The sequence below is a fragment of the Streptococcus sp. 27098_8_73 genome, assembly GCF_041432495.1.
GTDB lineage: Bacteria > Bacillota > Bacilli > Lactobacillales > Streptococcaceae > Streptococcus.
Window position 1 is genome coordinate 41,454 of sequence record NZ_JAPVZT010000005.1, and the last position, 21,056, is coordinate 62,509.

Below are 21,056 nucleotides of genomic sequence, written 5' to 3' on the forward strand. Positions count from 1 at the left end.
TCATGTCACTTTTTGCTTATTATGATATACTTAGTTCATAGAAAATAAATGATGGTCTTCATGATGGATAAAAGAAAAATTTTGTTAATTCTGCTGGCTATTTCAGCTATACTAACTCTCCTTGGATTAGGTTTTTCTGCTTATAATTTTTATGTTTTTGACAAGCCTTTTCTAAACAGTACCACAAAAGGCCTCCTGTCTGCATTCTTTTTTACCCTCATTATAATCAGCCTTGGCCTATCGAAAACAAAGCGATAGTAGTAATTTGTATGAATAAAATTATGCTACTTTACTCCTTGCCCCTCTCTCCAATTTATTAGTGCAATAAAAAAAACAAACACCAATTGATGTTTGCTTTCAATCCGAACAGCCTTTGTAGGCTGTTTTTTTATTAAATCTTCAAGAAGCGTCTCATAGAAATGGATGAGCCAAGTGAACCGATAAAGATTCCCAATACTGATACAGCCCCAATCATAGCAGGGACAAACAAGTGTGGCTCAATCATGGAAAGATTTTGCGCAACGAGATTTTTATTCATGGTTTGATAGGCCATATTATAACCAAAATAAACTAAAACTACTGGTAAAACTGAACCTAGCAAACCAATCCAAGCGCCTTCAAAGAGGAAGGGACCGCGGATATAGCTGTTTTTTGCACCCACTAAGCGCATAATCTGAATCTCACGACTCCGTGAAATAATAGTAATCCGAATGGTATTGGAAATCAGGAAGACTGCAATAAAGATGAGCAAGCCTGCCCCTACCAGTCCCCATACTCGGATAAAATCAGATAGGGCAAAGAGTTTTTGCGTATTAGCTCCACCATCCTGCACTTCCGAAACGCCTTCCAGTTTCTTGGCTTCTGCCGCAACAGAATCTACGTATTTATGCTCTGTCGTATCGACAATGTAAGCATCATAAAGTGGGTTTGAATCTCCCTCAAAGACCTTCCATTCACTTCCCATTGTCTCTGTCAGCTTTTCGTACTGCTCTTCTTTACTTGAGTAGGTAACCTTTGAGACATGGTCCATCGAAGTTAGGGCGTCATAAATCTTATGGTAATCATTATTTTTAACGGTCTGACCTTCTTTAACGATTGTTTTGCTGTTGTCAGCGATGTCTTTACGCATATAGACAACAATACGAACGTTGTTTGAAATATCAGACGCTAGCTCTGCGGTATTTAAAATAACAGAGGCAAAGATAGCAACTAAACTGAGAGTAATCGTAACTGAACTCACAGCTGCGACTGTCATCCAACCATTCCGCTTAAGGCTCTTAAGCGATTCAATCAAATGACGGAAAAACCTTCTAATCATCGTATCCGTATTCTCCTTCCGCCTCATCACGCACCACACGACCATTTTCGATAGCAATGACGCGGTGACGTAGGGTATTTACAATCTGACTATTGTGAGTCGCCATCAGGACTGTAGTTCCTTGCAGGTTAATGCGCTCCAGCAAATTCATGATTTCCCATGAATTATCTGGGTCCAAGTTACCAGTCGGCTCGTCAGCAATCAAGACCTGAGGGTTGTTAACAATGGCACGCGCAATTGCAATCCGCTGCTGTTCCCCCCCTGATAACTCATTAGGGAAGGAACGAACCTTGTGCTTAAGGCCAACCAGATCCAAAACTTCCATGACGCGTTTCTTGATATTTCTACGACGCTCACCGATAACTTCCATGGCATAGGCAATATTCTCATAAACGGTCTTTTTAGGAAGTAGTTTATAGTCTTGGAAAACCACACCGACTCTACGGCGCAACATTGGGATATCCCGTTTCTTGATTTTCCCCAAGTTAAACCCTGCTACAGCAAGGTTTCCTTTATCGATTTTAATTTCACGATAGAGGAGTCTAATAAAGGTTGATTTACCTGCTCCTGATGGACCTACAATATAGGCAAATTCACCTGGTTCGATATGTATAGATACACCACGTAGAGCAGTTGTCCCGTTGTCATACTTTTTAACAACGTCTTTCATTTCAATCATTGACATGAATTAGTACAATTCCTTTCATCAGAGTTTTTATCTAGCGATTTCACTCTGTTTTTAGTTGAGTCTCCATTTTAAATAGGCATCAATAAAGCCGTCTAAGTCTCCGTCCATAACCTTATCTACCTGAGCTACTTCATAGCTGGTTCGATGATCTTTGACCATGGTATAAGGAGTAAAGACATAAGAACGAATCTGACTTCCCCAAGAAATCTCTTTTTTATCTCCCTTAAGCGAATCAACTTCTGCTGCTTTTTTCTCTTGCTCCAACTGATAGAGCTTAGCCTGCAGCATTTTCATAGCCCGGTCACGGTTGCCATACTGGGTCCGGTCAACGGTAGACTGTACGACAATTCCTGTCGGAATATGGGTCAATCGCACACCAGTTGATACCTTATTGACGTTTTGTCCGCCGGCTCCGCCTGAACGGAAAGTATCCATCTTAATGTCATCATCACGGACTTCTACTTCAATAGTATCGTCCAACTCTGGCATAACCTCTACTGAGGTAAAGGAAGTATGACGACGTTTCGCTGAATCAAATGGCGAAATCCGAACCAAGCGATGAACGCCCATCTCTGACTTGAGTAGACCATAAGCATGCGGCCCTTCAAATGAAAGGGTTACTGACTTAATCCCAGCCTCATCACCAGCCTGATAGTCCAAGACTTCTACTTTGAAGCCCTTGGCATTGCCGAAGCGCGTGTACATTCGCAGCAGCATATCGCCCCAATCCTGAGCCTCTGTTCCACCAGAACCTGGGTGAATTTCAAGAATGGCGTTGTTATTATCATAAGGCTCTGACAGCAAGAGAGTCATCTCATAGCTAGTCATCATCTTCTCAAGCTCGGTCAACTTTTCTTCCAGCTCTTCCTGAACCGAGTCGTCCTCAGCCAGAAAATCAAGCAAGATTTCCGATTCATCAAAAAGCTCGGTCATCTGATGGAAATTTTCATAGGTTTGCTTGAGTTCATTGAGCTCTTGAGATGTCTTCTGGGCTGCAATGTTGTCGTCCCAAAAGTCAGGTTCTGTCATCTTATTTTCTAAGATGGCAATTTCTTCTTCCAGACCTTCTAAGTCAAAGAGACCCCCTGAAAGAAGCTAATTTTTCACGATTTGCGTCAATCTTTTGACGAATTTCTGAAATGTCCATAAATACCTCTTTTCATATATCGTTTTATTATAACACATTTTCAGACATTTGCCTAATCAGATAATGAAGCACCTTCATTTTATACAATTTTTAATGGATAGGCAAGAATGGGAGCTGCTTGTTACGGAATTGTTAAAAAAGTAATATAATGACATGGGTTGCTAGGATTTTTTCGAGACTTCCCAGCCTTTATCCACGAAAATGAGCTGTTTTTTGGTCAGATCCATAACCGCCACCAAAGCCATATTTACGCAAAAAAGCCATCCGTAGATGACTTTTGCTGTTAAATGGCATTCTTGTCCATACCTAATTTACGTTGGATGAACTTAACAATTTCAACAATGACAATCATGGCAAAGCTACCAATCAGAACAACTGTCCATTGTGACAAGTCCAGCTTGGTCACATGGAAAATCTTTTCAAGTGGATCAATGACAATGGTTGAAATCAAGAGGATGAAAGAAACCAGAATAGACCAGTTGAAGGTCTTAGACTTGAATGGGCCAACTGTAAAGATAGATTGGTAAACAGATTTTACATTGTAAGCATGGAAGAGCTGGATGAGCCCCAGAGTCGCAAAGGCCATGGTAAGGGCATCAGCATGGATAGCCTTCATATCACCCATATGGACTGGATTTGAGATGGCATAACCATAAACTGCCAGGACCAAAGCCCCTTGAAGGACACCTTGGTAGATGATAGAGCTCAGAACTCCGCCTGAGAAGAAGCTAGACTTACGGCCACGAGGCTTGTGAGTCATGACACCTGGCTCAGCAGGTTCAACCCCCAGAGCAATAGCTGGGAAAGTATCCGTTACCAAGTTGATCCAAAGCAGATGAACAGGCTGCAGCACATCCCATCCAAAGAGGGTTGCCAAGAAAATAGTCAGCACTTCAGCTGTATTGGCAGAAAGCAGGTACTGAATGGTCTTTTGAATGTTTGAGAAGACCTTCCGTCCTTCTTCAACTGCGACGATAATGGTCGCGAAGTTATCATCCGCCAGAATCATATCAGAGGCACCCTTAGAAACCTCTGTACCAGTGATCCCCATACCGATACCGATATCGGCTGTTTTCAGAGCTGGTGCGTCATTGACACCGTCACCTGTCATGGCAACGACCTTACCTTGGTTTTGCCAAGCTTTGACAATCCGTACCTTATGCTCAGGAGAAACCCGCGCATAGACAGAGTATTGACCAACCACCTTTTCAAATTCTGCATCAGAGAGCTCATTGAGCTCAGCACCAGTCAAGACATGGTCTTCAGTATCTCCTGCTTCAATGATTCCCAAGCGCTTAGCAATCGCTTCAGCTGTATCTTGGTGGTCACCAGTAATCATAATCGGACGAATACCTGCTTCCTTGGCTACACGGACAGCTTCTGCAGCTTCTGCACGTTCTGGGTCAATCATACCGATTAAACCTGTAAAGATTAAGTCATTTTCCAGATTTTCAGATGTCAAGTCAGCCGGAACTGCATCAATAAACTTGTAGGCGCCAGCTAGCACGCGCAGAGCTTGGTGAGCCATTTCTGAGTTATTAGACTTGATCAGCTGTGATGTAGCATCATCAATCGCTGCAACATCTCCAGCCTTATCACGTGAAACACAACGTTTCAAGAGTTGGTCAGGAGCACCCTTGACAGCCACCAAGAATTTCCCATCTGGCAATGGATGGACAGTAGACATGAGCTTACGGTCTGAATCAAACGGCAGCTCAGCCACACGAGGATATTTCTCTAAAAATCCTTTAACATCATAGCCCTTGTCCAAGGCATACTGGATAAAGGCTGTTTCTGTTGGATCACCAATTAGCGTGCCTTCTTGGTCAATCTTAGTATCATTGGCTAGGACAACCGAACGTAAGAGCGGCAGCTCCAAACCAAGCTCAATATCTTGCCCAGCTTCATTCAGGACTCCGTCGTAAAAGACTTTTTCGACCGTCATCTTATTCATGGTCAGGGTACCAGTCTTATCTGAAGCGATAATCTCAGTTGATCCCAAAGTCTCAACAGCAGGCAGCTTACGGACAATCGAATTTCGCTTAGCCAGAACCTGAGTTCCCAAAGCAAGCACGATGGTAACGATAGCTGGCAATCCTTCTGGAATAGCCGCAACCGCAAGAGCAACTGATGTCATCAGTTCACCAAGTGGATCTTTTCCTTGAATGAAGACACCGACTACAAAGGTCACCGCAGCAATCACTAAGATCGCATAGGTCAGAACCTTAGACAGGCTATTGAGATTTTGCTTGAGCGGTGTGTCAGTTTCATCTGCATCTTGCAACATACCTGCGATATGACCGACTTCTGTGAACATCCCTGTATTGACAACAACCCCTACTCCTCGACCGTAAGTGACATTGGAGTTTTGGAAGGCCATGTTGACCCGGTCTCCGATACCAGCATCTGCCGCTACTGCAACAGTCAAATCTTTCTCAACTGGCACAGACTCACCTGTCAGAGCTGCTTCTTCGATTTTCAGAGAATTAGCTTCCAAAAGTCGCATATCTGCCGGTACAACATCGCCGGCTTCCAGTCGGACAATATCACCAGGTACTAAGTCCTTAGAATCGACTTCTGTAACATGGCCATCACGCAGGACACGCGCAGCTGGGCTGGACATAGATTTGAGAGCCGCAATGGCTTCTTCAGCCTTGCCTTCCTGGTAGACACCAAAGATGGCATTGATGATGACCACGGCTAGGATAATGATAGCATCCGCAATATCCTCACCACCTGACGTCACAACAGACAAGACAGCTGCTACCAACAAGATGATAATCATCAAATCCTTGAACTGCTCAATGAATTTCATCAAGAGAGTCTTTTTCTCCCCTTCATCCAGTTCATTGCGACCGTAGTCCGCCAAACGTTGCTGGGCTTGGTTGCTGGTCAACCCTTGTTCGGAAGCTTCCATTGCTTGCAAAACTTCCTCAGGACTTTGCGTATAAAAAGCTTGGCGCTTTTGTTCTTTTGACAAAATGTCTCCTCCTTTTGATGGGCCTCTTTCAAAATAAACAAAAAAGAGACCTGTTTATTAACAAGTCTCGCTATTTCATACAAGGCCGGAAATTTCTTTCGTATTGACGACCTTGTAACGGTAAAACCGTTAGCTACTCCCTTGAGTGTATTTATTATACCAAAATTTTTGTATTTTTCAAGGCAGAGCTGTTATTTTTCAATTTTTTATTCTTGCCATTCGATTTTCATCTGATAAGAGGCGAAGAGCTGATCATCGTCGGCTCTTTTCAAATCATAGTGAAGTTCCAAAGCCTGATTTTCTGCATCTAAGTGATAGTGCTGAGTATCCGTCACAAACTGTTGAGCACCCAGCGGAGTCGGGATAGATACTAAATGCTGACCATTCTTGATAAAATGAAGAATGGTTTTCGGATCAGAAAAGCGGGTCATGGTCAGCTTGTCTTCATTAAATTTTAGAAGAACCTTTTCCTGCTCCTCGCTCTGATAAACCAAATAGTGATTGCTTCCTTTTTTTGTCCATTCTACATCGTAGACCTGGTCAATCAACTCCATTTGTTCATCTAATTTGATTTGATTTCTCATTCTAATTTTCATGATTTTCTCACATTCCTTGTTTCTTTCCTCTATTTTACCAAAAATTTCTTGAGAATTCTTCCTTTCTACTTCAGGCTTTGAATTTCGTCCACTGAGCATTTATGATATAATAGGACTATGATTGAAAAAGTATTTCGAGATCCCGTCCATAATTATGTGCATGTGGATCATCAGGTCATTTATGATTTAATCAATACCAAAGAATTTCAACGGCTGCGTCGCATCAAACAGCTGGGCACTTCCGGCTATACTTTCCACGGCGGGGAGCACAGCCGTTTTTCGCATTGTCTGGGAGCTTACGAGATTGCCCGACGCATCACCAAGATTTTCAATGAAAAATATAGCGATGTCTGGGATAGTCACGAAAGCCTGCTAACCATGACAGCCGCTCTCCTGCATGATTTGGGACATGGCGCTTATTCACATACTTTTGAACGCCTCTTTGATACCGATCATGAGGACATTACGCGGCAAATCATCACCAGTCCTGAGACAGAGATTCATCAGGCCCTGGTACAGGTTTCGCCGGATTTCCCAGAAAAAGTAGCCAGCGTCATCAACCATACCTATCCCAATAAGCAGGTGGTCCAGCTGATTTCCAGCCAGATAGATGTGGACCGGATGGATTATCTCTTGCGAGATTCCTTCTTTACTGGCGCTTCCTATGGGCAATTTGATTTGACCAGAATTTTACGAGTGATTTGTCCTGTAGAAAAGGGCATCGCCTTCAAACGCAATGGCATGCATGCTGTGGAGGACTATGTAGTCAGCCGCTACCAGATGTACATGCAGGTCTATTTCCACCCGGCTAGCCGTGCTATGGAAGTTCTGCTGCAAAATCTGCTCAAGCGGGCCAAGTTTCTCTATCCGGCTCAGAAGGATTATTTTGCGCTGTCATCGCCCAATCTCATTCCGTTCTTTGAAAACAGAGTGACCCTGCAGGATTATCTGGCCTTGGATGATGGTGTTATGAATACCTATTTCCAAGTTTGGATGACGAGTCCCGACAAGATTTTATCTGACTTGGCTCAGCGTTTTATCAATCGCAAGGTCTTTAAGTCTATCGTCTTCTCTCAGGAAAACGAAACACATTTGGATATCATGCGAGACCTAGTTGGACAGGTTGGCTTTGACCCTGATTACTATACTGCTATTCATCGTAATTTTGATTTGCCCTATGATTTCTACCGGCCTGACGTTGAAAAACCCCGGACTCAGATAGAAATTCTGCAAAAAGATGGCTGCTTAGCAGAACTGTCCAGCCTGTCTCCTATCGTTCATTCGCTAGCCGGAACTAGACAAGGCGATAATCGCTTCTACTTCCCCAAGGAAATGCTGGCAGAGACCGGACTTTTCAGCGAAAAAAACCAGGCCTTTATGCATTATATCAAAAACGACCAATTTACCTACGGAGAATAAATATGTCTATCAAATTAGTTGCCGTCGACATTGACGGCACCCTTTTAAATAACCAAAAAGAAATCACTCCTGAAGTCTTCAGCGCTGTTCAGGATGCCAAGGCTGCTGGCGTCAAGATTGTCATTGCAACCGGCCGACCTATTGCTGGTGTTCAAAGGCTTCTCGAGGAGCTAGAGCTTAATCAGCCAGACAACTATGTCGTGACCTTCAATGGCGGACTGGTGCAGGATACTGTCACAGGTGAAGAATTAATCAAAGAAACACTGACTTATGAGGACTATCTGGATATCGAACTGCTCGGGCGAAAATTAGGCATTCACATGCATGCCATCACAAAAGACGGCATTTATACAGCCAATCGCAACATCGGCAAGTACACTGTTTACGAATCCAATCTGGTCAACATGCCGATCTTCTATCGCACACCTGAAGAAATGGCTGATAAAGAAATCGTCAAATGCATGTATATTGATGAACCAGAAATTCTGGATGCAGCCATTGCCAAGCTACCACCGGAATTGGCCGAAAAATATACACTGGTCAAGTCCGCTCCCTTCTATCTAGAAATTGTCAAAAAAACTGTCAATAAAGGGGCTGCTATCCTCCATCTGGCTGAAAAACTTGGCTTGACCAAGGAGCAAACCATGGCCATCGGTGATGAAGAAAACGACCGCGCCATGCTAGAAGCAGTCGGCTCTCCTGTTGTCATGGAAAACGGCAGAGAAGAACTCAAGAAAATCGCCAAATACATTACCAAGTCGAACGAAGAATCCGGCGTAGCACACGCTATTAGAGAGTGGGTTTTAAAATAATGTTTAGCTACAAAATTGGAATTTCAGCTCAGGAACACGATGATTTTGTCACAGCTCATCCGCAGGCCAATCTCCTTCAGAGTGCAACCTGGGCTCAAATCAAGGACAACTGGGGAAATGAGCGCTTGGGCTTCTACAAAGATGGCCACTTGGTTGCTGCAGCCAGTGTCCTGATCAAACCACTGCCTTTGGGGATGACCATGCTTTATATCCCGCGCGGTCCTATCATGGACTATAGTGACAAGGAGCTGCTGACCTTTGTTTTGGCGTCGCTCAAGAAATTTGCCAAGGAGAAAAAAGCTCTTTTTGTCAAATTTGACCCTAGCCTCTTTCTGGCAGAAAGCAAGATGGGTGGCGAATTGCAAGACAAAGCCGAGACGGTTGAGCTGATTCAACAGTTACAGGAAGCAGGAGCTGTCTGGGTTGGACGGACTGAGTCTCTGGACGAAACCATCCAGCCTCGCTTGCAGGCCAATATACATAAAGAAGATTTCAGCGAGGAGCTGCTTTCTAAGAGTACTCGCCAAGCCATTCGTACAGCCCGTAACAAAGGCATTCAAATCCAATTTGGCGGAGCAGAACTATTGGATGACTTTTCAGCCCTGATGAAGAAAACGGAAAATAGAAAAAACATCCACCTGCGTGGCAAAGACTATTACCAAAAACTCTTGGATACTTATCCTGAGCACTCCTACATCACCTTGTCTAGCATTGATCTAAAGGCACGCTTGGAAGACTTGCAGACTCAGCTGACCAAGACACTCAAGGAAGCAGAGAAATTTACCGAGAAAACCAAGCCCGGCAAGATTGAGAATAACCAGCAAGAACAGAAACGCCTCCAAGAAGAGATTGACTTTCTGCAGGACAAAATCAGCCAAGGGGCTGCTGTCGTTCCCCTGTCTGGCACACTGGTCTTGGAATACGGCAAAACCTCTGAAAATATCTATGCCGGGATGGACGAGGAGTACCGCCGTTACCAGCCAGCCATCATCACTTGGTACGAAACAGCCAAACATGCTTTTGAGCGCGGAGCTGATTGGCAAAATATGGGCGGAATCGAAAACGACCTCAAGGGTGGTCTCTATAGCTTTAAATCCAAGTTCAATCCGACCATTGAGGAATTTGCTGGTGAGTTTAACCTTCCGACCAATCCCCTCTACCATCTTTCCAATTTCGCTTACACCTTCAGAAAGAAACTGCGCAGCAAGCATTAACAGAAAGGAAGCCTATGACCTTTAAACTTCTCAACCAAGAAGAATTCATCCAGCATACCTCAGCTAGCTCCCAACGCTCTTTTATGCAGACCGTGGAAATGGCAGAGCTGCTGAGTAAGCGGGGCTTCAGTACCCAGTATGTCGGCTATACCGACCCGCAGGGACAGGTCGTGGTGTCTGCTGTCCTTTACAGTATGCCGATGACTGGCGGCCTCCATATGGAAATCAACTGCGGTCCTGTCTCTACTGATGCTCAATACTTGACTCCTTTCTATCAAGCTTTGCAGGCCTATGCTAAAAAAGAAGGCGCCCTAGAGCTGATTTTCAAGCCCTATGAGACGTATCAGACTTTTGATAGCAATGGCCAGCCCACATCTGATGAAAAAGCCGAGCTTATCCAGCAACTGACTGATTTGGGCTTTGACTTTGACGGCTTACAGACGGGCTATCCAGGCGGGGAGCCTGATTGGCATTATGTCAAAGACTTAACTGGTCTGACGGAGAAAGACTTGCTCAAATCCTTCAGTAAAAATGGCAAGGCGACCGTCAAAAAGGCGAATACCTTTGGTATCAAGCTAAAAAGGCTGGAACGTGACCAACTCAGCGTTTTCAAAGATATCACAGCTGCTACTTCTGACCGGCGAGAGTACGATGACAAGCCACTAGACTACTATCAAGATTTTTATGATAGCTTTGGTCAGCAAGCAGACTTTATGGCAGCCAGTCTCAACTTCAAGGACTATCTTCAGAACTTACAAAAGGATCAAGAGAAACTGGGCCAGAAAATCCAGAAACTGCAGGCGGACTTGGAAAAAAATCCTCAATCTGAAAAGAAGCAAAACCAGCTGCGAGAGCTTTCCAGCCAGTTTGACAGCTTTGAAACCCGCAAAGCAGAAGCCCAAGAACTGATTGCCAAGTACGGCGACCAAGACCAAATCCTGGCTGCCAGCCTCTTTATCTATACCCCCCAGGAAGCAACCTATCTCTTCAGCGGCTCCTATCCTGAGTTTAATAAATTCTACGCTCCAGCCCTGCTGCAGGAATACGTTATGACCGAAAGTATCAAGAGAGGCATTCCATTTTACAATTTCCTCGGTATTATGGGAATTTTCGATGGTTCTGACAGCATTCTGCGCTTCAAACAGAACTTCAACGGCTTCATCATCCGAAAAATGGGAACTTTCCGTTATTATCCTAACCCTCTCAAATTTAAGCTGCTTCAGTTCATAAAGAAAATTCTAAGACGTTAAAAAACCAAGGTTTCCCTTGGTTTTTTGTGTGTTTATCTATAACGAGGTGATGCAAAACCACGGATATTTCCATGACCGATACGGTAAGTATTGCGTTTAACTTCGTTATTACTGTTACCTTCAATCGTATGAATGATGCCATTTTCGACTTTTTCGACAATACCGATATGATCAGCCCAGCCATCATTTTGCTGGGTATCTTTGTCCCAGTTAAAGGTGATAATATCGCCGGCTTTAGGTGTAGAATTTCCATCTTCATTCCAAATACCTAGACGTTTAAAGATATGAATATGGCGCTCAACACCACATTCACGACCGATGAGATCGCTCAAGCCTTCTCTTTGGAAAATAACTGTCGTGAAAATATCGCACCAGTCATCTGAATTCTTCACAGCATAACCGACTGGTAGCGGTCTAACGCTATTATAGTCATTGACCAAACGGTGGTGCTCAGCACTGCCTCCCTTGACGCCAACCATCGCTGCTGCTGCTGCAAGAACACGATCACGCTGACTGCTAGGCGATTGAGGATGTTTAATAGAAACCGTAGTTTTCTCTCCACCAGCTCCTTGCAGCTGATTGCGATTGTTCAAGTAATATAGGTGAACATTGTACTCGCCTTGGCTATTTTTATGGTCTCTTGCATAAACATGCTTGCGATAAGTACCATCAGCTTGACGTTCCGCCGTATACCACTGAATATCATCTTGTCCATTTTGACTGGACCAAGTCGGCAAATAGACAGTTTTGACACCTTCTGGAGCTACAACACCAGAAACGACGATATCAAATTCACCAGTTTCATTGTTTTTATTTTGGATACTGATTTTTCCCTGTGGTTTCTCCCCTGCCGCAATGGACACCTTGGTTGTTGTACCACCAACACCGACCATCTTGCCGTCATTTTGAACATAGTACAAGTGGACACTGTAGTCACCAACGGAATTCTTGTGCTCGCTGGCACGAACAGTGAATTTATATGTACCGTCTGACTGTTTCTGCGCCTTGTGCCATATCAAATCATCCTGACCTTGCTCATTTGACCAAGTCGGAAGCAAGACTTCACGAAGGCCTTGCGGGCTAGAAACCTCGGATACGATCACGTCGAAAGTACCGGTCTTTGGATCGTTGTTGGCAATAGTCAGCTTGCCTTCTGGCTTAGCAACTGAAATCTTAGTCGTGGTACCACCGACGTTTACCAACTTTCCGTCACCTTGAACGTAATACAAATGAACACTGTAGTCACCAACGGAATTCTTGTGCTCGCTGGCACTAACGGTAAATTTATATGTACCGTCTGACTGTCTTTGAGCCTTGTGCCAGATAATATCATCCTGACCTTGCTCATTTGACCAAGTCGGAAGCAAGACTTCACGAACCCCTTGCGGGCTAGAAACCTCTGACACGATCACATCGAATGTACCGGTCTTTGGATCGTTGTTGGCAATAGTCAGCTTGCCTTCTGGCTTAGCAACTGAAACCTTGGTCGTTGTACCGCCAACACCGACCATCTTGCCGTCATTTTGGACATAGTACAAGTGGACACTGTAGTCACCAACGGAGTTCTTATGCTCGCTGGAACGGACAGTAAATTTATAAGTACCATCTGACTGTTTCTGTGCTTTGTGCCAAATGATGTCGTCCTGACCTTGATCATTGGACCAAGTCGGAAGCAAGACTTCACGAACACCTTGCGGACTAGAAACTTCGGACACGATCACGTCGAAAGTACCGGTCTTAGGATTGTTGTTGGCAATAGTCAGCTTGCCTTCTGGTTTATCAACGGAAGCAAGACTAACCTTAGTCGTCGTACCACCAACGCCAACCATCTTGCCATCGTTTTGGACATAGTACAAGTGAACACTGTAGTCGCCGACAGAATTCTTATGCTCGCTGGCTCGAACCGTGAATTTATATGTACCGTCTGACTGTTTCTGCGCCTTATGCCAGATGATGTCATCTTGGCCATTCTCATTTGACCAAGTTGGAAGCAGTACTTCACGAACCCCTTGTGGGCTAGAAACCTCGGACACGATCACGTCGAAAGTACCGGTCTTAGGATTGTTGTTGGCAATAGTCAGCTTGCCTTCTGGCTTAGCAACTGAAACCTTAGTCGTCGTACCACCGACGCCGACCAACTTGCCGTCGTTTTGGATATAGTACAAGTGGACACTGTAGTCGCCGACAGAGTTTTTGTGCTCACTGGCACGAACGGTGAATTTATAAGTGCCGTCTGACTGTCTTTGTGCCTTGTGCCAAATGATGTCATCTTGACCATTCTCATTTGACCAAGTCGGAAGCAAGACTTCACGAACGCCTTGTGGGCTAGAAACCTCGGACACGATCACATCGAACGTACCGGTCTTGGGATTATTGTTGGCAATAGTCAGCTTGCCTTCTGGTTTAGCAACTGAAACCTTAGTTGTTGTACCACCGACACCGACTAACTTGCCGTCGTTTTGGATATAGTACAAGTGGACACTGTAGTCACCAACGGAATTCTTATGCTCGCTAGAACGGACGGTAAATTTATATGTACCGTCTGACTGTTTCTGTGCCTTGCGCCAAATCAAATCATCCTGGCCATTCTCATGTGACCAAGTTGGAAGCAAGACTTCACGAACGCCTTGTGGACTAGAAACCTCAGAAACAATCACATCGAATGTACCGGTCTTGGGATTGTTGTTAGCAATAGTCAGCTTGCCTTCTGGCTTCGCAACTGAAACCTTAGTCGTTGTACCACCAACGCCGACTAACTTGCCGTCATTTTGGATATAGTACAAGTGGACACTGTAGTCGCCGACAGAGTTTTTGTGCTCACTGGCACGAACGGTGAATTTATAAGTGCCGTCTGACTGTCTTTGTGCCTTGTGCCAGATGATATCATCCTGACCATTTTCATTTGACCAAGTCGGAAGCAAGACTTCACGAACACCTTGCGGACTAGAAACTTCGGACACGATCACGTCGAATGTACCAGTCTTAGGATTGTTGTTGGTAATAGTCAGCTTGCCTTCTGGTTTCGCAACGGAAACCTTAGTCGTCGTACCACCAACGCCGACTAACTTGCCGTCGTTTTGGACATAGTACAAGTGGACACTGTAGTCGCCGACAGAGTTTTTGTGTTCGCTAGAACGGACGGTAAATTTATATGTACCGTCTGACTGTCTTTGTGCCTTGTGCCAGATGATGTCATCCTGACCATTCTCATTTGACCAAGTCGGAAGCAAGACTTCACGAACGCCTTGTGGGCTAGAAACCTCAGAAACAATCACATCGAATGTACCGGTCTTGGGATTGTTGTTGGCAATAGTCAACTTACCTTCTGGTTTAGCAACTGAAACCTTAGTCGTTGTACCACCGACGCCAACCAACTTGCCGTCACCTTGAACGTAATACAAATGAACATTGTATTCGCCCGTAGAACCTTTATGGTTGGCAGCATTAACAGTCAGCTTATAAGTTCCGTTGGCTTGCTTCGGTGCAGTGTACCAAACAATATCATCTTGCCCACGCTCACTGGACCAAGTCGGAAGTTTAACTTCCTGAACTCCATGTGGTGCGGAAACTTCGGAAACAACAACATCAAATGTGCCAGTTTTTGGATTATTATTTTGAATACTAATCTTACCTGTCAGCGGTTGTTTGACCAAAGTAGCTCTAGCTGTAAATCTACCAGAGTAGTCAATACTTTGGTCGAAAACATGCTTACCAGAAAGCAGCTGCGCTTGAGAAGTAAATTGCCAAGCTCCTGCTCTGCTATTGTACTTCAAATTTTTAGCATCATTTGCACTTAGCTTCGGTGCTGGATACTGAGCAATCCAAAAATTATCAAGGCCAAAGAGAGATGTATTGATTGAACCTTTGTGGCGTAGGTTGTTCTGGTCAACCCAGCTAGCGCTCGTGTAATACATCAGATTTGCATATCCCTGCTTGCGCATTTCATCTGCCCAAGCCTGAGTATGCTGGTTGATCCCCGTTTGCATTTTAGGGTCTTCCATATCACTGACCATGACTGTATTTTTAGGCAAGGACAGTTTATTAGCAAAAGCAGCATAGTAACGGGCCTCTGCTCTCGCTTCTGCATCATTTGTATAATGCGAGAAGGCATAGGTTGATACTTGCAAACCAGCTGCTTGCGCATTTCGAACCTGAGACTCAGCATAAGGATTAGTATAGTGGGTTCCTTCTGTCAGTTTGACAACGACACCGCCAACACCTTTGGATGCTAATTGGCGATAGTCTTCTACGCTGATATGGCCGTTATGACTACTCACATCCACAAAGGTAGAGCCCTTGATTTCTGCTTGTGAATTCCCACGCGCTGTTTGTCCAGATGAAGAAGCTGCATTATAAAAAGAAGTACTGCCTTTTTTGGATGCAGGACTGGCGCTGATCGCTGGGGAAGTCTGCTCAGCCTTTACTGGATTCTGAATCTCTTCAGAAGCAGCTGATTTTGCTTGTTCACTCGCTTTATTTTCTGGCACATTCTCCTTGACCAGACTAGCAGCAGGTGCCAGATTTTCTGGTGCCTTGTATACTGGACTAGCTTCAGCTTTTGCGACCGAGCTTTCTTGTTTGACTTGACGATCTGTGGATACCGCTTCTGGTAAGGCTACCTGCTGAGGTTGATGATCCTTTTCTACTTGAAGTTCTGCCTTAGCTACTTCATGGTCTGTGGTTGTCGGCGCATTTTCTTCTGCCTGTACTACGTTAGCCGTTGCTGCTAGCAATATAGCTGTACTGGCTAAATAGATAAGTTCCTTTGATTTCACCTTTTATCTCCAAACTTTTAAAAAGCTTGCCACCTTTAAGGCGACAAGCCATTTAATGTTATTCTTATTTCACAAAATCAAGAAGAGCTAGGAAGCTTTCAGCTTCAAGTGACGCACCACCAACAAGGGCACCGTCAACGTCTGGGCAAGCCATGTATGAAGCAACATTTTCAGGTTTAACTGAACCACCGTATTGAACGCGAACTTTATCAGCAACTTCTTGACCAAAGTCAGCAGCTACAACGTCACGAACAACTTTACACATTTTTTGTGCGTCGTCTTGTGAAGCTGATTTACCAGTACCGATAGCCCAGATTGGCTCGTAAGCGATAACTGATGCAGCAACTTGTTCAGCTGTCAATCCAGCCAATGCAGCAGATACTTGAGCACCTACGAATTCAGCAGCTTTACCAGCTTCGTAAGTTTCAAGGCTTTCACCACAACAGATGATTGGAAGCATACCATTTGCAAAGATTGCTTTAGCTTTTTTGTTGATATCTTCGTCAGTTTCATGGAAGTAGTCACGGCGTTCTGAGTGACCGATAACAACGTAGTCAGTACCGATTTCTTTCAAAACTTGTGGGCTTGTTTCACCAGTGAAAGCACCTGCATTTTCAAAGTAGCAGTTTTGAGCAGCAACTTTAAGGTTTGAACCCTTTGCAGCAGCAAGAACAGTTGTCAAATCAACTGCAGGAGCTGCGATACCTGCTTCAACAAGGTCTGATGAAGGAAGTTTTGACGCAACTGCTTCAACAAATGCTTTTGCTTCTTCTGGATTTTTGTTCATTTTCCAGTTACCAGCGATAAATGGTTTACGTGACATTTCACATACCTCTTCTATTTTTATTTATATGGGCTATTATATCATAAGAAAGCAAATTAATAAAGGTTATCCACAATTTTTCATCAAATCGTAATGTTTCTACGAGTTATCCACAGTTTTGGCTGTGAATAAACCATTTAAAGACCTCGAAGTCGTCTTTTACTTCCTATTTTCCAGCAGTTCTTCTATATCTGTAATGACTCTGGCCTGCATTTTATTAAGCTTATTTATCTCTGCAGCTGAGTATGGAAAGGTGTTCAGCAAAACGCTATCAATTCCAACAGCTTGAGCAATAGCCATATCCGTAGAAAAATCATTGCCAACCATCACCGTAGCTTCTGGATTGAACTGATTCTCCTCCAGTACGAGTTCTAACCATTCTGCTTGTGGTTTTTTGATCTGATAATCCGAAGAAATATAAACTTTGTCCAGATAATCGGCACAACCCGTCAATTCAATTTCTGGCATTGTAAAAGCCTTTTGAGCATTAGAGAGCAAAATAACATCGCCTCCCTGCTCCTTAATAGCCTTTAAAACTTTCAGGGTATTGGGATAGGCATGGAGCTGACGACGGGACAAACTCCGAAACGTTACGGCCAACTGCTCTCCCCAAGCCTGCAAATCAAGAAGCGGAGTCTGGGTTTCATGCTTAGTTGGAGCTTCCTGCAAAAGCTGAATGAAAACCGCCACCAAATCAACCTCTGGATAGGCAAGGCCTTTCTCTTGGGCTATCTTACTTTCTTGCTCTACTACCAATTGCCCATATTTCTTTTTCAAGTCTTCTGGCTGATAATCTGCTCCACATGCTGCATAGATGCGAGAAAGATACAACCATAAAGTCGGATCATCTTCGTCAGTCCGGATATCTACTAGTGTTCCGTAAAAGTCAAAAAGATAATGTTTATATTCTAACTTGTGCATTTTCTCCCCTTTCGCCAGTGACAAACATGGTAAAGGTTCCCTTGCAGACATTCTTTCCATCTTGATTGACAATATCCACATCCACCACTCTAGTTGTCCGGCCGGCATGGATACAGTTCCCCTCAATGCTCAGAGTATCGCCTAGTTTGGCCGCTTTTAGATAATTGATGGAAGATTGCAAGGTCACAGCGTCAGCTCCTTGTGAAATGACAACCAAACCACTTATCTGATCGCATAAAGTGAACAAGTAGCCTCCATGTGCATTGCCATAATAGTTTAGAGAAGAGGGGACGACCTCTGTCGTTACTAAAACATGGCCATCTTTGGCCTCCTCAATTTTATAGTTTTCAAATGCTGAAATCGCATCAAAATGAAAATCTTTCATTCCTCACTCCATTAATTTTGCTTATACTTCATCATACTACTTTTACTAGCAAGGAACAATGATTATATGCACATTCCGATGGAAAAAATTTTTCTACCAGCTATTCAAATCTCTAGCACTCCTAATCTATCAGCCAATTGGACTAGTAGCTTGGAAAGAAACTTCTAAGCCAAATTAGGCTGGTAATGAATTTAAAAATTCTCAGCTGAAGATTTGCAAGACAAAACATTAAACTAGGTTAGAAATCACTCCAACCTAGTCTCTTTGTATTCTCTTTTGATAAAGGTAGGAAATCAAAGCCAATCCCATCACTCCAAAACCAATCAGGAGAAAGGAAAGAGTGTGGACACTCGGTAGAATCGTCATCAGAAAAGTCGCAGGAGGCATGAAAAGAATAGCCAACGTGTAGATTGTTGAGAAAACGCGGCCTAGATACTGCTTGTCCACCTTGGTCTGAACCTGGCTGAAGAAATGAATGTTGAACACAGTCATAAAGAGCTCGCAGATAAGATTACCAGAATAAGAAAAATAGGGATGAACCGGTAGCAAGGCAGAGATGCCCATGACAGCGACTCCAACACCGGTCAATAGCAGGGCTACAAGTAAATTTCCCATACTAGCCTTAACCTTGCTGGCTAGTATGGCTCCAACGATTGAGCCTATAGCACCCAAACTCAAAACAGTTGCATAAGAGCCAGTCTTACCGTAGAGCTGATTGGTAAAAGGCAGCAGGTAATTAAAGGCCGCAAAGAAAAAGTTGACGGCAGAAGCTACCAAGAGCAGAAAGAAGATTTCCTTTTGCTGGCGGATATAAACTAGCCCTTCTTTGATATCTCTCAGGATATTACCAAAATTGATGGGAGACTGCTGCTTGCTTGGCTCATGATTAGGCAGAAAGTAAACCAAGGCAAAAGCCAGAAAGAAGCTCAGGGCATCCAGCTGAAGGGTCACGCGCAGATTTGCATACTGCATCACGATAAAAGACAAAACTGGAGCTGAGACACTGATAACCTGCAAGGCCAATTCCAGATGAGAATTGTAGGCCACGATGTCTTCCTTATCCACAATTTCGGTAATATAAGACTTATTAGCTGGCCTAGAAAAAGCAAAGGCTATAGCCTGAACCACATTGGCAAAAATCAGCGCTCCAATCATAAACTGGTCATTAGAAATAAAAGAAATCAGCAGACAAAGCCCAGCACAAACCAAGTCCGTTACCATCAGTACCTTACGTCTAGAAAAGCGATCTGTAATGGCCCCACCCAAAGGATTAAATAAGATAGAAGTAACTAGCTCTGATATCTGGTAAATGCCCAAGACCGTCTGTCCCAGAGCTCCCAAAGAAGCAAGCCAGATGCTATTCCCATAATCATAAAGCATATTCCCAATTTTATTAATAGCAGCCCGTGTAATCAGCTGTGCTGCATGTCGATTCATAAAAATACCTCCTTCCATTTCTGAAACTATTGTATCAGGAATGGAGGGAGGTTCTATATTTTTCCCATATTTGGGAAATTATGCTTTTACAAACTTATCGAAATGCTCTTGATAATAGGCGACTTGCTCAGGTAAATTCAGCACTTCAAAGATGTGCATGGCTTCCTGCATTTGCTTGATTCCCTGCTTCTTCTGTCCCTTCTGATAAGCCGCAAAACCCTTGAGATAGAGGAATACATTGCGTTCATAGAGTTTAATGCCCTTGCCAATGATTTTCTCTACGTAAGCCCCAAAATAACTAGCCTTATCAAAAGAACGACTTTCCAAACAATGCTGGTAGCAATTGAGAGCTAGAATCAAGACTAGTCTCTTATGTCGACCGATTTCTTTGTAGTAGTCCTCCCGCTCCATAACTTCCTTGCCCAGACGGTAGACGTAGTCCACATCATAGAAGCTGTAGAGATTGCCAAAGAGGATCAGCTCGTACATGGTCCAATCTTCCACTTGGAAGAGATAATCAGCCACCTTATCTAAATCTTCTTGCCTCATGTGAAACTGACTGTCTCGCTGACAAATCAAGCCCTGCATCAAAATCCAATTCAGCTCATAGTAAAGAGGCGCACTGCTGGCCTCGGCCTTTTCCAACTGCTCCGCTTGCAAGTCTTGAAATCCCTTGATGTCATTTGAGTAGTAAAGAGGGATAATCTTACCCATCATGGCCACATGCTCATGCTGCTGGAAATTCCGGTCCTTGTCCATAAAATTTTCAAGGGTCACATGTATATTATCTAAAAGATCTAAAAATTTCGAGAGAGTCATATCCGACTCACCCAGCTCAAAACGAGATAGCTGAGAGGTTGAGCAAACCTGACCAGCCGCTTCCTTCAAAGAATAATGCCCATTTAAACGAAAATCGCGAAAAACTTTGCCTAAATCTTCCATTTGTTTACCACTTAAATTCCTTTAATTGCTGTTTCACTTCCCTAGTCGCTCTTTCAAAATTACCTTCACCGCCCCTTGTTCGGATTCTACTTTCGGACGAGCCTCATTTCGTCAAAATCTTCTCGGCCGAAAATCGGAAAAGGCTAATTCTACAAAAAGAACTCGTCCGAAAATAGAAAGTTCGGGATTTGCTCTCAGACTAACCGTCCGAAAATCTGACAGAGTCATTTTGCTCCAAAATAGCTTTTCAGAAAATCTGACGGGCTGACTTTTCTTTAAAAGAACTTAGATTACATGAAGAATGCTTTCTTTTCCTCGAAAAAATCTCAGAACACATGTAAAAGTTCGT

General features: G+C 43.8%; 15 protein-coding genes. 4 read left to right on the forward strand and 11 right to left on the reverse strand.

Annotation, left to right across the window (positions count from 1 at the left end):
* Positions 1 to 391: 391 nt before the first annotated feature.
* From ftsX to O3651_RS04730, 5 genes are all read right to left on the reverse strand, one after another.
* Positions 392 to 1,318: a permease-like cell division protein FtsX gene (gene ftsX, locus O3651_RS04710; protein ID WP_371609719.1), complete on the reverse strand. Its 927-nt coding sequence runs from the start codon at positions 1,316 to 1,318 to the stop codon at positions 392 to 394.
* Positions 1,311 to 2,003 carry a cell division ATP-binding protein FtsE gene (gene ftsE / locus O3651_RS04715; RefSeq protein ID WP_005589698.1) on the reverse strand — a complete coding sequence of 231 codons (693 nt, stop codon included), beginning with the start codon at positions 2,001 to 2,003 and terminating at the stop codon, positions 1,311 to 1,313. The genes ftsX and ftsE overlap by 8 nt, the downstream gene beginning before the upstream one ends.
* Positions 2,004 to 2,057: 54 nt before the next feature.
* Positions 2,058 to 3,153 (reverse strand): peptide chain release factor 2 gene (gene prfB / locus O3651_RS04720; protein WP_111705360.1). Its coding sequence is split into 2 segments (ribosomal slippage): positions 2,058 to 3,080 and positions 3,082 to 3,153, totalling 1,095 coding nucleotides; the frame shifts between segments, so codons are not numbered across the junction.
* A gap of 283 nt (positions 3,154 to 3,436) precedes the next feature.
* A complete protein-coding gene (locus tag O3651_RS04725) occupies positions 3,437 to 6,133 on the reverse strand; it encodes a cation-translocating P-type ATPase (RefSeq protein ID WP_371609720.1) in 2,697 nt (898 codons plus the stop codon).
* 206 nt (positions 6,134 to 6,339) lie between these two features.
* Positions 6,340 to 6,729 carry a DUF1934 domain-containing protein gene (locus O3651_RS04730; protein WP_185761020.1) on the reverse strand — a complete coding sequence of 130 codons (390 nt, stop codon included), beginning with the start codon at positions 6,727 to 6,729 and terminating at the stop codon, positions 6,340 to 6,342.
* A gap of 117 nt (positions 6,730 to 6,846) precedes the next feature.
* Here O3651_RS04730 and O3651_RS04735 point away from each other — a divergent pair, with 117 nt between their 5' ends.
* From O3651_RS04735 to O3651_RS04750, 4 genes are read left to right on the forward strand one after another with little or no spacing between them, the layout of a single operon-like run.
* The gene (locus tag O3651_RS04735; protein WP_371609721.1) at positions 6,847 to 8,148 is read left to right on the forward strand and encodes an HD domain-containing protein; all 1,302 of its coding nucleotides are present in this window, start codon (positions 6,847 to 6,849) and stop codon (positions 8,146 to 8,148) included.
* Between the two features lie 2 nt (positions 8,149 to 8,150).
* Positions 8,151 to 8,960 carry a sugar-phosphatase gene (gene yidA, locus O3651_RS04740; RefSeq protein WP_371609722.1) on the forward strand — a complete coding sequence of 270 codons (810 nt, stop codon included), beginning with the start codon at positions 8,151 to 8,153 and terminating at the stop codon, positions 8,958 to 8,960.
* On the forward strand, positions 8,960 to 10,174 hold the full coding sequence (locus tag O3651_RS04745) for an aminoacyltransferase (protein ID WP_371609723.1): 1,215 nt from the start codon (positions 8,960 to 8,962) through the stop codon (positions 10,172 to 10,174). Before yidA ends, O3651_RS04745 begins: the two co-directional genes overlap by 1 nt.
* Before the next feature lie 14 nt (positions 10,175 to 10,188).
* Positions 10,189 to 11,424 carry an aminoacyltransferase gene (locus O3651_RS04750; protein ID WP_371609724.1) on the forward strand — a complete coding sequence of 412 codons (1,236 nt, stop codon included), beginning with the start codon at positions 10,189 to 10,191 and terminating at the stop codon, positions 11,422 to 11,424.
* Positions 11,425 to 11,456: 32 nt separating this feature from the next.
* Here the strand turns inward: O3651_RS04750 and O3651_RS04755 are convergent, their stop codons facing one another.
* From O3651_RS04755 to O3651_RS04780, 6 genes are all read right to left on the reverse strand, one after another.
* Positions 11,457 to 16,199, reverse strand: coding sequence for a GBS Bsp-like repeat-containing protein (locus tag O3651_RS04755; RefSeq protein WP_371609725.1), 4,743 nt, complete (start codon positions 16,197 to 16,199; stop codon positions 11,457 to 11,459).
* Between the two features lie 64 nt (positions 16,200 to 16,263).
* Positions 16,264 to 17,022 carry a triose-phosphate isomerase gene (gene tpiA / locus O3651_RS04760; RefSeq protein WP_005589685.1) on the reverse strand — a complete coding sequence of 253 codons (759 nt, stop codon included), beginning with the start codon at positions 17,020 to 17,022 and terminating at the stop codon, positions 16,264 to 16,266.
* Positions 17,023 to 17,181: 159 nt separating this feature from the next.
* A complete protein-coding gene (locus O3651_RS04765) occupies positions 17,182 to 17,943 on the reverse strand; it encodes an HAD family hydrolase (protein WP_371609726.1) in 762 nt (253 codons plus the stop codon).
* Positions 17,924 to 18,328, reverse strand: a complete 405-nt coding sequence (locus O3651_RS04770) for a PaaI family thioesterase (protein ID WP_005589681.1) — start codon at positions 18,326 to 18,328, stop codon at positions 17,924 to 17,926. Before O3651_RS04770 ends, O3651_RS04765 begins: the two co-directional genes overlap by 20 nt.
* Positions 18,329 to 18,583: 255 nt before the next feature.
* Positions 18,584 to 19,765, reverse strand: coding sequence for an MFS transporter (locus O3651_RS04775; RefSeq protein WP_371609727.1), 1,182 nt, complete (start codon positions 19,763 to 19,765; stop codon positions 18,584 to 18,586).
* A 78-nt stretch (positions 19,766 to 19,843) separates the two neighbouring features.
* Positions 19,844 to 20,707: a MutR family transcriptional regulator gene (locus tag O3651_RS04780; RefSeq protein ID WP_371609728.1), complete on the reverse strand. Its 864-nt coding sequence runs from the start codon at positions 20,705 to 20,707 to the stop codon at positions 19,844 to 19,846.
* Positions 20,708 to 21,056: the final 349 nt, after the last annotated feature.

What these genes read in the sequence shown, in the direction of transcription:
- ftsX (WP_371609719.1), bottom strand. Translation starts at nt 1,318, where the DNA reads ATGATTAGAAGGTTTTTCCGTCATTTGATTGAATCGCTTAAGAGCCTT.
- ftsE (WP_005589698.1), bottom strand. Translation starts at nt 2,003, where the DNA reads ATGTCAATGATTGAAATGAAAGACGTTGTTAAAAAGTATGACAACGGG.
- O3651_RS04730 (WP_185761020.1), bottom strand. Translation starts at nt 6,729, where the DNA reads ATGAAAATTAGAATGAGAAATCAAATCAAATTAGATGAACAAATGGAG.
- O3651_RS04735 (WP_371609721.1), top strand. Translation starts at nt 6,847, where the DNA reads ATGATTGAAAAAGTATTTCGAGATCCCGTCCATAATTATGTGCATGTG.
- yidA (WP_371609722.1), top strand. Translation starts at nt 8,151, where the DNA reads ATGTCTATCAAATTAGTTGCCGTCGACATTGACGGCACCCTTTTAAAT.
- O3651_RS04745 (WP_371609723.1), top strand. Translation starts at nt 8,960, where the DNA reads ATGTTTAGCTACAAAATTGGAATTTCAGCTCAGGAACACGATGATTTT.
- O3651_RS04750 (WP_371609724.1), top strand. Translation starts at nt 10,189, where the DNA reads ATGACCTTTAAACTTCTCAACCAAGAAGAATTCATCCAGCATACCTCA.
- tpiA (WP_005589685.1), bottom strand. Translation starts at nt 17,022, where the DNA reads ATGTCACGTAAACCATTTATCGCTGGTAACTGGAAAATGAACAAAAAT.
- O3651_RS04765 (WP_371609726.1), bottom strand. Translation starts at nt 17,943, where the DNA reads ATGCACAAGTTAGAATATAAACATTATCTTTTTGACTTTTACGGAACA.
- O3651_RS04770 (WP_005589681.1), bottom strand. Translation starts at nt 18,328, where the DNA reads ATGAAAGATTTTCATTTTGATGCGATTTCAGCATTTGAAAACTATAAA.
- O3651_RS04775 (WP_371609727.1), bottom strand. Translation starts at nt 19,765, where the DNA reads ATGAATCGACATGCAGCACAGCTGATTACACGGGCTGCTATTAATAAA.
- O3651_RS04780 (WP_371609728.1), bottom strand. Translation starts at nt 20,707, where the DNA reads ATGGAAGATTTAGGCAAAGTTTTTCGCGATTTTCGTTTAAATGGGCAT.